Source organism: Kitasatospora sp. NPDC057692 (assembly GCF_042799475.1).
Lineage (GTDB): Bacteria > Actinomycetota > Actinomycetes > Streptomycetales > Streptomycetaceae > Kitasatospora.
This window is the reverse complement of the sequence record NZ_JBHVIV010000039.1, coordinates 19,768-32,977: the sequence shown is the minus strand read 5'-3', so window position 1 is coordinate 32,977 and position 13,210 is coordinate 19,768. Positions and strand designations below refer to the sequence as shown.

The 13,210-nt window shown below is 74.1% G+C and carries 9 protein-coding genes; 6 read left to right on the top strand and 3 right to left on the bottom strand.

Annotated elements, in window-relative coordinates:
• Positions 1–434 precede the first annotated feature (434 nt).
• From ACFVFS_RS22135 to crcB (ACFVFS_RS22125), 3 genes are all read left to right on the top strand, one after another.
• Positions 435–2,249: a protein kinase gene (locus ACFVFS_RS22135; RefSeq protein ID WP_380626322.1), complete on the top strand. Its 1,815-nt coding sequence runs from the start codon at positions 435–437 to the stop codon at positions 2,247–2,249.
• A 400-nt stretch (positions 2,250–2,649) separates the two neighbouring features.
• On the top strand, positions 2,650–3,147 hold the full coding sequence (crcB, locus tag ACFVFS_RS22130) for a fluoride efflux transporter CrcB (RefSeq protein WP_380626321.1): 498 nt from the start codon (positions 2,650–2,652) through the stop codon (positions 3,145–3,147).
• Between the two features lie 121 nt (positions 3,148–3,268).
• On the top strand, positions 3,269–3,643 hold the full coding sequence (gene crcB, locus ACFVFS_RS22125; protein WP_380626320.1) for a fluoride efflux transporter CrcB: 375 nt from the start codon (positions 3,269–3,271) through the stop codon (positions 3,641–3,643).
• 147 nt (positions 3,644–3,790) lie between these two features.
• On the opposite strand, the gene ACFVFS_RS22120 is transcribed toward crcB (ACFVFS_RS22125), so the two are convergent.
• Positions 3,791–3,943, bottom strand: coding sequence for a hypothetical protein (locus tag ACFVFS_RS22120; RefSeq protein ID WP_209413824.1), 153 nt, complete (start codon positions 3,941–3,943; stop codon positions 3,791–3,793).
• Between the two features lie 366 nt (positions 3,944–4,309).
• On the opposite strand from ACFVFS_RS22120, the gene ACFVFS_RS22115 reads away from it, so the two are divergent.
• Together ACFVFS_RS22115 and ACFVFS_RS22110 are read left to right on the top strand one after the other, a co-directional pair.
• On the top strand, positions 4,310–5,035 hold the full coding sequence (locus ACFVFS_RS22115; protein WP_380626319.1) for an alpha/beta fold hydrolase: 726 nt from the start codon (positions 4,310–4,312) through the stop codon (positions 5,033–5,035).
• Positions 5,036–5,109: 74 nt separating this feature from the next.
• Entirely contained in the window at positions 5,110–5,967 is an 858-nt protein-coding gene (locus tag ACFVFS_RS22110; protein ID WP_380626318.1) for an alpha/beta fold hydrolase, read from the top strand.
• 122 nt (positions 5,968–6,089) lie between these two features.
• Here the strand turns inward: ACFVFS_RS22110 and ACFVFS_RS22105 are convergent, their stop codons facing one another.
• Together ACFVFS_RS22105 and ACFVFS_RS22100 are read right to left on the bottom strand one after the other, a co-directional pair.
• The gene (locus ACFVFS_RS22105; protein ID WP_380626317.1) at positions 6,090–7,550 is read right to left on the bottom strand and encodes a hypothetical protein; all 1,461 of its coding nucleotides are present in this window, start codon (positions 7,548–7,550) and stop codon (positions 6,090–6,092) included.
• Positions 7,547–12,616, bottom strand: a complete 5,070-nt coding sequence (locus tag ACFVFS_RS22100; protein WP_380626316.1) for a hypothetical protein — start codon at positions 12,614–12,616, stop codon at positions 7,547–7,549. The genes ACFVFS_RS22105 and ACFVFS_RS22100 overlap by 4 nt, the downstream gene beginning before the upstream one ends.
• A gap of 156 nt (positions 12,617–12,772) precedes the next feature.
• On the opposite strand from ACFVFS_RS22100, the gene ACFVFS_RS22095 reads away from it, so the two are divergent.
• Complete coding sequence (locus tag ACFVFS_RS22095; protein ID WP_380626315.1) at positions 12,773–13,120, top strand: hypothetical protein; 348 nt, start codon at positions 12,773–12,775, stop codon at positions 13,118–13,120.
• Positions 13,121–13,210 lie beyond the last annotated feature (90 nt).

Genomic DNA, 13,210 nt, shown 5'->3' with positions numbered 1-13,210 from the left:
AGGGGAGGGGCCCCGCGCCCAAGAGGGCACCAAATCCGCCGGTGCGGTTCCGGTGCCTCTCGTGAACCGGCTCGGCCGGGGCCGGAGCGCCGCCCGGCCGAGGGTATTCGCGGCGGCGCAAGCGGAATCCAACTCCGCGATGGGAATGAGGAGTTATGTACTCCGCGTTTGTTTTCGACGGCGATCGGAGCCCGGCTTTCCGGGGTGCGTCTGACAGGTCCGCCCCGGAACCGCTTCCGGGCCGCTCGTCCAGCGCGGCCCGGAGTCGCCGGCCGTCATGTGCCTCGGGACGTGGTCCGGTCGGCCGCCCCGTGGTAATCGGTCGGTCATTCCGTGATCTCGATCTTGTTCCACGCGTGCTTCCGGACCGATAGCGTCTGCTCAGGACCCATGAGGCGGGGAAGGCCGCGCCGGGCGTGGAGGGGAGCGTGGGCATGCAGCCGCTGGCAGCGGACGATCCGCGGCAGGTGGGCGCGTACCGGTTGCTGCGGCAGCTCGGGGCGGGCGGAATGGGCCGGGTCTACCTGGGTCGGACGGTGGGCGGGCGCACCGTCGCGGTCAAGGTGGTCCGCGGCGACCTCGCCGGGGACGCCGAGTTCCGGGCCCGGTTCCGTCAGGAGGTGGCGGCGGCCCGGCGGGTCGGCGGTACCTGGACGGCGCCGGTCCTGGACGCGGACACCGAGGGCGGCCACCCCTGGGTGGCCACCGGCTACGTCGCCGGGCCGGCGCTCACGGAGGCCGTACGGGAGTTCGGGCCCCTGCCCGAGCCGGCCGTCCGCGCCCTCGGCGTGGGCCTCGCCGAGGCGCTCGCCCAGGTGCACGGCCTCGGGCTGGTGCACCGGGACGTCAAGCCGTCGAACGTGCTGCTGACCCTCGACGGGCCGCGGCTGATCGACTTCGGCATCGCCCGCGCGCTGGACTCCGGCACCGGGCTCACCCAGTCCGGCCAGGTGTTCGGCTCGCCGGGCTTCATGTCACCGGAGCAGGCGAACGGCCTGCCCGCCGGGCCGGCCAGCGACGTCTTCTCGCTCGGCGCCGTGCTCGCCTACGCGGCGACCGGCAGGATGCCGTTCGGCTCCGGGGTGAGCGCGCCCGTCCTGCTCTACCGGGTGCTGCACGAGGAGCCCGACCTCTCCGGGCTGGCCGGCCCGCTGTCCGCGCTCGTCCGTGACTGCCTGGCCAAGGACCCGTCCGCCCGCCCGACGCCGGAGCGGCTCCGGGAGCGGCTGGACGGCGACGGCACGGCCGCCGCCCGGCTGGGGCGGGGCGACTGGCTGCCGACGGCGCTGGCGGCGGCGGTCGGGCGCAGCGCGGTGCAGCTGCTGGACCTGGAGGGGGAGCGGGAGCCCGGACCGGCCGCGCCGGCTCCGGAGCCGGCGGCCGGAGCGTGGCCGGACACCGGGGGCCGGACGGTCGCCGAGGCGGCGAGGGCGGCCCGGGCGGCCGAGGCGGCGGGCGGGGCCGTGCCCGGCTTCGGGCCGCCGCCCCCGCCGGCCTTCGGCCCGCCGACCATGCTCCCGCCCCCCGCGCCGCCCCTCACCCGGTCGGTCCCGGTCCCGGTCACGGCGCCGGGCTACGGGCCGCCCCCGGGACAGCCGCGCACCCGGCGGGGGTACGGCGCGCTGGCGGCCGTCCTGGCGGCCGCCCTGCTGCTGGGCGGCGGCTACCTGCTGTACGAGCGGGCACGGGACGACGACCGGCGGAGCGAGGCGTCGGACCCCGGCCCCGGGGCGACCGCCCCGGCCCCGAGGAGCTCCGATCCGAAGAACCCTGCTCCGAAGAGCCCCGCTCCGAAGAGCGCAGATCCGAAGAGCCCCGATCCGACCGACGACGCCTCCGACCCGGCCGAGGAGAGCCCCGAGCCCGACGCGTCCCCCACGGCCCCGGGGCCCGGTATCGTCCCCGCGAAGTACCTCGGGATCTGGGTCGGCGAGCGCACGGCCGCCAACGGGGACGTCTCCACCGTCACCCTCACCATCGTCCAGTCGGCCCGGAGCGAGGAGAAGAGCAGGATCCTCGCCGAGACGAAGAACACCGGCACCTGGTGCGCGGGCGCGTGGACGCTCACCGAGGCCGACGAGGCCAAGGCCTCCTTCGCGTCCCGGGCGACCGGCTCCTCGCCCGGCGCGGACTGCCTGGCCGACCGCTCGCCCTACCGCCTGATCACGATGCAGCCGGACGGCACGCTCCGCTACGCCACGGACCTGGCCAAGCCGGACCAGTACCTGGTGCTGCGGAAGAAGAACTGAGGCGCGCGTGCGGAACCGCGACCGGGCCCCGGGGGGCGTATGCCCCCGCCCGGCCGGGGCGGCCGGACGGGGGCAGGGGCAGGGTCGGATCGGTCGGCGGCGAGCCCGTGGGGCGGTGATGTCTTCGGCATGGGCCGCACGCTAGGGGCGGGACGTCAGGGTCCCGTGTGGACGGGGTTTCATCCGTTCATCGAAGGGATCAGGGTCCGGTAGAGACGTTGCGGCCGCGTATCGGTGGCGGGGCGCGGCACGGGGGAGGGTAGGGTGGTCCGTGCGCCGCCCCCGGGCGGTGCGCGGCGGTGGGGCCCGCCGTACCCGAACCGCGGCACCGAGCCGCCAACGGTCCCTACTTGACACTGGTGTGCCCGCTTCCGTCGGGCGCGGTGCGAGTAGGAGACGTGTGCCCGTGGAACACCCCCTTCCCCCGACGGCGGTCGACGCCGTCGGCCCCGACCTCGGTCCCGCGGCCGCGCCCCGGCCGGGTCGGCGCGGACCGGGCCGCGAGCTGATGTCCGCCGTGGCCGTGATCGCCGTCGGCGGCGCGCTGGGCGCCGTCGCCCGGTACGGTGCCGCGCTGGCCTGGCCGGTCGCGCCGGACGCCTTCCCCTGGACCACCCTGCTGGTGAACGCGCTCGGCTGCGCGGTGATCGGGGTCTTCCTGACGCTGATCACCGAGGTCCGGACGGTGCACCCGCTGGTGCGGCCGTTCTTCGGCACGGGGGTGCTGGGCGGGTTCACCACCTTCTCGACCTACACGGTGGACGTCCAGCGCCTGGTCCTGGCCGACCGCGCCCCGGCCGCTCTGGCGTACCTGGCGGCGACGGTGGCCGCGGCGCTGGTGGCGGTGTGGGCGGGCGCGGCGTCGGCCCGGCCGGCGTTCGGCCGGAGGCCGCGATGACGGGGCGCACCGGGCGGGCGCCGCGGGTGTCGCAGGTGTCGCCCGACCGAGACCGGCCGGCCGCGACCGCGGCCGGCGACGACTGCGGGGCCGGTGCCGCCGGCCGTGCCGAGGGGGAGAAGTGAACTGGCTGCTGGTGGTCGCGGGCGCGGCCGTCGGAGCGCCGCTGCGCTACCTGACCGACCGGGCCGTGCAGGCCCGCCATGACACGGGGTTCCCGTGGGGGACCTTCACCGTCAACGTGGCCGGCTCCCTCGTGCTCGGGCTGCTGACCGGGGCGGTCGCCGCCGGGGCCGCCTCCCCCGAGGTGCAGCTGCTGGTCGGCACCGGCTTCTGCGGGGCCCTGACCACCTACTCGACCTTCTCCTACGAGACCCTGCGGCTGGCCGAGAGCGGCGCGGGCCTCTTCGCGGTGCTGAACGTGGTGGGCAGCGTGACCGCGGGACTGGGATCGGCGTTCGCCGGCTGGGCGTTCGCCCAGGCGCTCTGGGCGTGAGGACTGGCGTGAGAACGGGAGCGAGGCCGGTGCCCGGCTGCTGACGGCCGACCGGTTCGCCATCGGCCGCGCCGCCTGGACCGACGGCCTCTCAGAAACGCGACAGCCGGCCGTCACACTGCGGGTGACGGCCGGCTGGGGTGGTGCTCATCCGCCGAGACGGGCGAGGAGCAGGCGTGCCCGGCGGGTCTTGGCCTCGGCGCGGTTCTTCAGGTACAGCGCGTGCGCGAGGCGGTGCTGCTCGGCCTCCCGCATGCGCTCGTCGATGATGGCGCGAGCGGTATCGAGGTGGTAGTTCATGGCGGTCGTTCCCCCTGTCGGCGGGTGGCCTGCCGCTGCCTTCGGCATCGGCCCTAAGGCCTCCCTCATGCCTATGATTCTACACCAAATTTCGAGCATGGGTCGCCAATCCGCAGCCGCTTCGGGTTGTTCGCCTGTTGTTTGAAGGCCTGTCGGTTGGTGAGCACAGGGTGTGCCGGGTGTGGCCGGACGCCGATCGGCGCAGGTGGGCGCGGGTGGGCGCGGACGGGCCGTCACCGGGGCGCTGGCGGACAAGTGCGCCCGGACCTCCGTTCCTACCGTTTCCCCCGTACCGGTGCGGCGGCCGCCGGGCCGGCCGGCAGGCCCTGCCGCCCGCCCGCCACGACACCACGAGGGAGTCCTCCCATGTCCCGTTCCCCCCGTCCGACCGTCGTCCTCGTCCACGGCGCGTTCGCCGACGCGTCCAGCTTCGCGCAGGTGATCCCGCGGCTCGTCGCCCGCGGCCTGGACGTCGTCGCACCGGCCGTTCCCAACCGGAGCCTGATCGGCGACGCCGCCTACGTCGCCTCGCTCGTGCGGCAGATACCCGGCCCCGTCGTCCTCGTGGGCCACTCCTACGGCGGCGCGGTGATCACCGCCGCGGGCACCGAGGACAACGTCAAGGCGCTGGTCTACCTCGCCGGCTACGCCCTGGAGAAGGGCGAGAGCCTCGGCGAACTGCAGGGCCGCTTCCCGGACTCCGGCCTCTCCGCCGCCCTCGTGTACACCCCTTTCCCCCTGGAGGGCGGCGCGGGCACCGGTACCGACGTGACGGTGCGGCCCGAGCGGTTCCCGGCGATCTTCGCGGCCGACGTCGACCGCCGCCTCGCCGAGGTGCTCGCGGTCTCCCAGCGCCCGCTGGCGGCGCAGGCGTTCACCGAGGCCGCCCCGGCCGCCGCCTGGAAGACCAAGCCCTCCTGGGGCCTGGTCGCCTCCTCCGACCGCACCATCAACCCCGACGTCGAGCGCTACGGCTACCGGCGGGCCGGCATGACCACCGTCGAGGTCGACTCCTCGCACCTGGTGATGCTCTCCCACCCCCAGCGCGTCGCGGACCTGATCGAGGAAGCCGTCCGGGCCACCTGCGCCTGAGCCACCCGTCGTCGGCCGCGCCCCGGCCGTCCGGCCGCCGGGCGCGGCCCTTCCCCCGAACCGGAGAACGAACCATGAACACAGCCATCTCCCGCCGCACCGTGACGGCCTCCCTGCTGGCCGGTGCCGCCGTGCTGGGCACCGCCGGCGTCGCGTCCGCCGTGCCGGCTACCGCGGCCGCCGACGCGCCGCGCGGCCCGCACGAGCGCCCGGACGCCCCCACCGTCGTCCTGATCCACGGCGCGTTCGCCGACGCCTCCAGCTGGAGCGGCGTGGTCGGCCGCCTGCAGCGCCTGGGCCACCGCGTGCTGGCACCGGCCCTGCCGCTGCGCGGACTCGCGAGCGACGCCGCCTACATCCGCAGCGTCCTGGACAGCGTCAGCGGCCCGATCGTCCTGGTGGGGCACTCCTACGGCGGCGCGGTCATCAGCCAGGCCGCGGCCGGCGCGGCGCGGGTCAAGGCCCTGGTCTACATCGCCGCGTTCGTCCCCGAGGTCGGGGAGAGCGCGCTGCAGCTCACCGGCGCCTTCCCGGGCAGCACCCTGGGCCAGGCCACCGCCAGTCAGCACTACCCGCTGCCCGGCGGGGGACAGGGCGAGGAACTGGTCATCCGGCAGGACGCGTTCCACCAGCAGTTCGCGGCCGGCGTCCCGGTCCGGACCGCCCAGGTGATGGCCGCGGCGCAGCGGCCGATCAGCCTCGCCGCACTCCAGGAGCCCGCCACCGCGGCGGCCTGGAAGACCATCCCCAGCTGGTACCTCGTCGCGACCGAGGACCGGAACATCCCGCCGGCCGCCGAACAGTGGATGGCCAAGCGCGCCCGCGCCCGCACCGTGACCGTCCGCGCCCCGCACGCCGTCTCCGTGAGCGACCCGGGACCCGTCACCGACCTGATCCTGAACGCCGTCCGCTCCGTCCGCACCGGCCGCTGACACCCCGGCGGCTCCCTGCCGCCGTCCAACCCGCTACCGGGTACTCGCATCGGCGTGCGTGGACGAGGCGGCAGGGAGCCCACGGGAGCGGTCCGTGGACGCGGGTGACGCCCGGCATCCGGCTATTGGTCCAGGCTGAGCTGCTCGAACAGGCGGTGCAGGGTGGCGCCGCCGAGGTGTTCGCGGTGGCTGAGGCAGTTACGGGCGTTGCGTAAGGTGAACAGGGTCGTGGCCTGCGCCGAAGTGAACCGAAGCCGACCGTCGCTCTTGGCGGTCGCGAGCTGGCCCAGTTCCAGGGAGTGCAGTCGCTCGGTCGTGCTGGTGTCCGTAGGGGTGGCGCGGTCGGTGCCGTAGACGGCGAGCATCTGGTCGGCGGGGAGGGTGGCGGTGGGCAGTACCCGGGTCGCCAGGGCCTCGCGGGCGTCGTCGATGAGCGGGAGCAGGGTGCGGTTCTGGGCCAGCCAGATGAGCTTGTCCAGGGTGCGGCCGCTGGCGGTGGCGGGATGGGGGCGCAGGTGGCCGTCCCAGGAGTCGACGGCGCCCGCGTTCCACCGTAGAACCAGAGCGGCGGGTGGCTGCTGGGCGAGGCCGCCGCTGTGCTGGACGGGGGTTGGGGAATCACCCGGAAGGGGCACCGGTACACGGGTGGCCGCGTAGGCGCCGTTCAAGGCGGCGGGAAGGCTCTCGGGCCGGCCGTCCCAGAGACGCGCGAGGGCGGCGGCGAGATCGAGATGGGGGCCGCAGACCTCGACGATGGTGGCCTGGACGAGCACCTCCTCGATGCGGTGACGGCCGGTGAGTGCGGCACGGGCGCGCAGCGGACGGTTGACAGCGGTGACCGATGCGGTGTCGAGGCGGCCGGTGGCTCCCCACCACCAGTGGACGGCGACGTCCTCGCCGGTCAGCCGGTCGGGGTAGGCCGGAGGCAGGTCGTCAGGGGTGGCGATGACAAGCAGCCGCGGTCGTTGGTCGGGCGCCAGGCCGGCGGCCTTGGCCGAGGCGGGCAAGCGCAGCAGCAACTGGGCGAGCGCCTCGGGATCCTTCTCGTCCGCCGCGTCCAGGACGTAGACGCAGCCGTCGGCGTGATCGCTGGTCAGCCGGTCGTAGACGGAGCGGGTCGACTCGCTGGGCAGAAGGCTTTCGAGGCGGGCTTCCACGTCCCGGACGCGGTCGGGCGCGACACGGGGGAGGGGGAGGCGCGGTGCGGGGTCGGGGGCTGCGACGGGGTCGGCTCCGAACACGGAGGCCATGATCCCGGTGAGGAAGCTGTCGTCGATGTCGAGGACGGGCGGCTGGGCCGACCACAGCGGCTCGGGCTCGGGCTCGGGCTCGTCGGGCTCGGGTTCACCCGGTGCCGACGGAGCACCCGGTGGCGGCACCCGCAGCCAGCGGGGCTGAGTGGTGAGGATCCCGGGCAGGAGCGCCGCCGAGTCGGGCATCGCGGCGGGCACGAGCAGCAGGCAGCTGTGCCCGGCCGCCAGATCCTTGGCGACGCGTCGTATCCAGAGCCGGACGCCGGGCAGCGTGGCGAGGCCGTGGGGGTCGGAACCCGGCGCGGTCCGAGGCGCGGAGGCGACCGTCATTCCTGCTCCGCCGCGGAGACCAGGGCCCGGAAGGTCACCGGGTCGAGCGCTATCCCCTTGTCGCCCTCGTCCAGGACTCCGAGGTCGGTGAGCCTCCGCACGAGGTCGAGGACCTGGTCCTCGGGAACGTCGATGATCGACGCGATCCGGGCGGGGGTGTCCTCCTCGGGGCTCTCCAGCAGTTCGGTCCAGCGGGTGAGCAACTCGGCGAGGTTCTTGTCGAGGCCGACGTTCTGGAGGTGCACGGCGCCGTAGTCGGCGCGTGCCGTGACGTTGCGAATGCCCTCCAGGGCGGCGTCGACGGAGGTACCGGTGCGTGAGACCTGATGGATCGTCTGCTCCACCAGCGCCGGCCAACCGCCGGTGGCCTCCACCAGCCTGCGTCGCCGCTCGGGCGTCTCGAAGGGGGACTCGGGCCAGGCGCGAAGGCTGTCGGCCGTCCACCGTTGGGGCCGGATCGCCTCACCGATGAGGTCGGTGCGCTCGTAGACGCCCATCGGGTCGACGATGATCACCGCCGAGCGGTCGGCGGGGCTCGCCGCGGCAGTGTGCTCCCGGAGGCGGTCGAGGGCATTGGTCAGTTCGCCCTGGCTGCGGCGGCGGAGGTCGACGATGACCAGCTGGGCGACCTTCCCCTTGGCGAGCGTGGCGAGGCTGGACTTGAGGCGGGGGCCGTCGCTGTGGGCCACCGTGATGCCCCGGGCCGCGGCGTAGGCCTCGATGGCCTTGACCGCCAGGGCCGGGCGCAGCACCTCGGTCACGCACACCGCGCTCACCCCCTGGCCGGTGGCGGCGTGCAGTTGGTCCTCGGTGAGCGGACTGAAGGTCTGGACGCCGCTGGGCGAGTGGCCGAGCAGACGCCTGGAGTAGCGCGGGTTGTACTCGATGGGGAGCCGGAACTCGGTGTCGCGCAGCTCGTGTTCGAGTGCGTCGGGTGTGCCGAGGACACCGATGACGTTGGGGCTGCGGACCGCGTAGGTCGGGTCGTCGCCGGGCTGGCGGACCAGCAGGCCCAGGCCCACCATCTCGTCCAGGTAGATCCGCACCTGGCTGGAGTTGAGGTTCTCGAAGCCGTCCCGCCATCGTTCGCGGGCCTCCTGGAGCAGTTCGTCGGGCTGGTAGCCGCGCCGATGGGCGTCCTTGAGGCTGCGCAGGGCGATCACCAGGGTGAGTACCCGGTAGCGGTCCTCCAGATTGATCGTGATCCGCATCCGCTCGGCGATGCGCTCGCGGACCTGCGGCGAGGCGGTGACGGTGCGTACATCGGCCTCGGTGACGGTGATGGGCCAGTGGTCGGCGACGGGCTTGGCCCGCAGCGCCGAGACCAGCTGGTCGCAGAAGATCTGCACCAGCGAGGCCTGGAAGTTGGTCGCCGCGAGCACCTGCCAGGCCAGCTCGGGCCGCTCGAAGGTGTAGCCGAGCGCGGCCATCGGCTCGACGACCAGGGGCTGCGCCTCGCTCGGGTGGAGCGGGCCGACGAGGACATCGGGTCCGCCGTGGGTGAGCGGTACGTTGGACAGGGTGCCGAAGCGCTGGACCTGGTGGAGGCCGGCGAAGACGACCTTGAAGCGGCGCTCGGTACTGTCCATCAGCCGCTTGAGGCGCAGGACGTTGGGGAACGTCGACTCGCCGCCGTGGCCGTTCGCCGAGCGGGAGTCGGCGGTCAGGAAGGCGTCGGCCTCGTCCGCGAGTACGAGCAGGCGCCGCTGGGGATCGGCGGTGAGCCAGTTCTCGATCTGGTCCAGCACCGTGTCCGGGACACACTTGGCACCGACCTGGCGCAGCACGCCGACGCGGTGCAACTGGGCGGCGAGATTGGGCCAGATCCGCTCGGCCGGCTCGGCCTCGCCGATGCCGTGCGCCTTCAGGTCGAGGTACACGACCTTCCGGTGCTCGGTGGCGAAAGTGGACTCGACCCGTCGCAGCAGCGCGGACTTGCCCAACTGGCGTCCGCCGTAGAGGAAGAGGCCGCCCAGGGGGTCGACGACCTGGTCGATCTCCTGGGTGCGGCCGTAGAACACCTCGGGAGGCACCAGGCCGGCGACGAACGGCGTGTAGGGGTTGAACCCGGTCCAGGGCAGGGTCACGCGCTGGAGCGCGCGGAAGCTGCGGGGAGAGCGGGCGGCGATCCAGCCCAGCACGGCGGGATCGACGACCAGCGCCGGGCGGGCGCCCGCCCGGGCGCGCTCGGCGAGCCTGCGGCGCCCGGCGAGTCCCAGGGGGTGCAGGTAGAGGACCAGCGTGGCACCGCTGTCGCGCTCGTCCAGCAGGTCAAGGACGCTGCGGCCGACCAGTTCCTCGGGGACGATGACGACGGTGTACTGGCCCCGGGCCCGGGAGCCGAGGGAGGCGACGTAGCCGGGCCTCGACTCGCTGACCTTGGCGCGTACGGTCGTGCGCAACAGTCCGATGCGGCGCTGGCCGTCGTCGACGTGGGTGAGGGACCCCGGGTCGGCCTCCAGACCCAACAGGCGCAGCACCCGCGGGAGGTGACGCTGCCACTCGCGTGCCCGGGTGGAGGCGTTGCACAGCGCCTCCCACGCCTCCAGTGCCGGCCCGACCGCCTCGGTCAACTCGCCGTTCGCGGCGTAGTGCCGAGCCCAGGGCTCGGCGCTGTAGCCCTGGCCCTGCCGCTGCGTGACGCGCAGTCCCAGACCGGCGGAGAACTCGGTGAGGTCGGCGCCCCAGTCCAGGGCGCTCCAGTCCGGCAGGGGTTCGCCGCGCCTGGCCATGGCCAGGTACTCCGCGGCAGTGACCAGGTCGCGCTTGTCCAGCGCCTGTTCGAAGCGGGAGCGGTCGGAGTCCGAGAGCTCCAACTCGGAAATGTCGGCACGCAGTTGCCCCGCGTACGCGGAGACGGCCTCCCGCAGTCGGCCGGTCAGCGCCCGGACCTGCTCCACCGCTGCCCGGTAGGCGCCGTCCGGCCTGGGCTGGTCCAGACCGGCGAGCTCGGCGCTGAACTCCCGCTCCGCGGCGGGGTCCGGGGCCTGCTGGATCCGCAGCTCCGCCAGAAGCCCGGAGGCATCGGCGTGCTCGGCCCGCAGCCGGGTACTCCAGTTCGTACGTGCCGCCTCGATCGTCCGGGCGTGGTCGGCGGCCCGCACGGCCCCTGTGCCGACGGCCGGCACCGCGCCCTCGCCCAGCGCCGAGGCCAGCGCCTCGGCAAGGTGCAGGTCGCCACGCTCGGAGTGCGCCCGCAGCGCCGCGTCGCCGTCGACCCGCGACAGCAGCGGCGACAACGCCTCCTCGCCGTAGCCGTCCGCGTCGGGGTCGGGGGTGCCGTCGTCCAACCGCGGCAAGTCGGTCAGAACGAGCAGCGGCCGCGCATCGGGCCGGTGGTCGCGGAGGTCCTCCGGGAAGCCCTCGTCGTCACCGACGCTCAGTGGTGTCGCCACGAGCGCCTTGCCGCAGAGCCACTGCCGCAGCAGGTGCAGCAGCGCGCCGTCCACCCCGGGCGGCGACGGCTCGTCCGCCACATGGGCCAACACGCCCTTCAACGACCCGGAGAGTCCGGCGCCGGCCTGGGACGCCGCGATGCTTCGGGCCCGGTCCAGCAGATCACTGACGCTCGTGATCGCCCGCAGCAGTGCCTGCTTGGCCTTCGCCTCGATCGGCTCGCGGCCCTGCTTGCTGGTGCGGACCATGACGTCCGCGTCCACGATCAGTCGCTCGCCGCAGTCCCGTCGGGCGAACTGCTCGGCCACCGCGTCCAGGGCCTCCAGGCCCGCCCGGCCCTGCGCCCACTCCACGATCGTCCGCAGCGTGATGCCCAACGGCTGCCCCTCCGACGCCAGGCGGGTCAGCACCTGCGTCGCCCGTGCGTAGCTGGTCTTGCGCTGGGGGAGCGTCACCAGCAGCTCGCGCGCCTGCTCACCGATCACCTCCCGGGTCAGGCCCGGGGCCGGGTCCACCAGCCAACCGCCCGTCGGATTCACCCGTTTGCAGTGGCGCACGGTCGCCCCGGCGGCCTCCAGCAACCGAGCCCAGGGCGCGGGCAGACCGGTGATCGGCTCCGCCTGGTTGAGCAGGTCGTTGGGCCAGCCCGCCACCAGGCCCGCGCGCAGCGAGGCCACCGTGGCGACGATCTGGGCACTCCGGTCGTCCCGGAACTCCGCGGGGCCGTGCCCGAAGGCCGAGAGCACCGCCGTGGCCGCGTCGCTGTCCTGGCAGGCGAACGCGGCCTCGGCGAAGGCCAGGGTGTCGGCGCGCAGCGTGCCCTCGTCCGAGCCGCGGGTGTACCAGAACGCCTCGGCAAGCCTGCCCTGACGCACCAGTTCGGCCACTGGCCCGGGGCCCTCGGCCAGAGGCTGCCAGGGGAGGAAGGACGGGCGCTGCTCAGGCTCCGGATCGAGGTCGGCCGCCGGCTCGGACACGGGCGGCTGCGCCGAGGGGGACCCTTGCGCCGGTTCCTCCTGCGCATCCTCCCGCGACTGCGGCTGCGGTTGCGAACCCGCTGTCGACTCCTCGTCGGCCGATGGCGCGGTGTCCCCGGCGGGGCCGTCCTCCTCCGCCGGGTTCGGAGCCGGGGTTGCGTCAGTGGGCGGTTCGGGCTCCGATTCGTCCTCGGGGACGGGTGCCTGCTCCGGCTCCGGCTGGTGCGGCAGGTCCACGGGGACGACGGTCGGCGTGGGGAGCACTCCGCCGATCTCCTCGATCTGCTCCGCGATCCGGCCCCGTGCCGCCTCCAGAGCGGTACGGGCGACCGCGTCGTCCTCGTCCTGCAGCAGATCGGTGTACCGGTCGTAGCGGACCCGCAGCTCCGCGGCCCGGGCATGGCGTGCTTCTGCCTGCTCGTGCGCCTCGGCGAGGTTCGCGATCACCGAATCGAGGTCGTCGAACGTCGCGGCCGCTTCCCACCGGTGCCCGGTACCGGCGACCTGCTCGGCGAGCAGGGCCCGGCCGGCCGTGTAGACGGCCAGCTTGTCGTCCAGGCCGGCCGGTTCGAGGACGCTGCCGGTCTCGGCCAGGTCCGCGAGGGTGCGCAGGTCCCGGGCCAGCGTGGTGGCCGCGTGCCGCAGCTCCTCCGCGGCGGCGGACAGGACCTGGTGGGCCGGCTGGCTCTTCACCTGAGCGCTTCTCTCCTGTTCGGATTCGGGGGGTGACGGTTCGGTCGGCTCCTGACCCGCGGGACCGCCGTTGCCGTGCACCACGGTGCCCGGGGTATCGGCGCACCGTAGCAACTCCTCGACACTGACACCCCAGTCCGCTTCCAGCGTCGGGCGGTGGTGGACGAGGTGATGGAGGCGGGCGTGCGCCAGCACCGGGGGAAGCCGGGTGAGCATGCGACCGAACTGCTCCGGATCGGGGTCGCGTATCTCCTCCGGGGAGAAGCCGTGGACCCGCAGCAGCAGGTGGTCCGCGAAGTCGGCCGCCTGCTGGCCGATCGCGCTGAGCACATCCAGTGGCTCGCGCCCCAGGAACGCCCGCGCGGTCAGGAGTTCACGGCGCTTCCACGTGACGCCGCGCGGTCTGCCGTCGACCCGAATGCCGGCCAGGAAGGGAAGTGTGGTCGGGACCCGGAGGAACTCACCCAGCCGCTCATCCGTCAGAGAGCGAAGCCAACCGCGTAGATCACCCGCAACTTGCTGCACAAGCGGCGAGTTTGCCAGACCGGGACCCCGGCCGACAGCAATATCGGAAGATCCGATCGTACGGCCGTG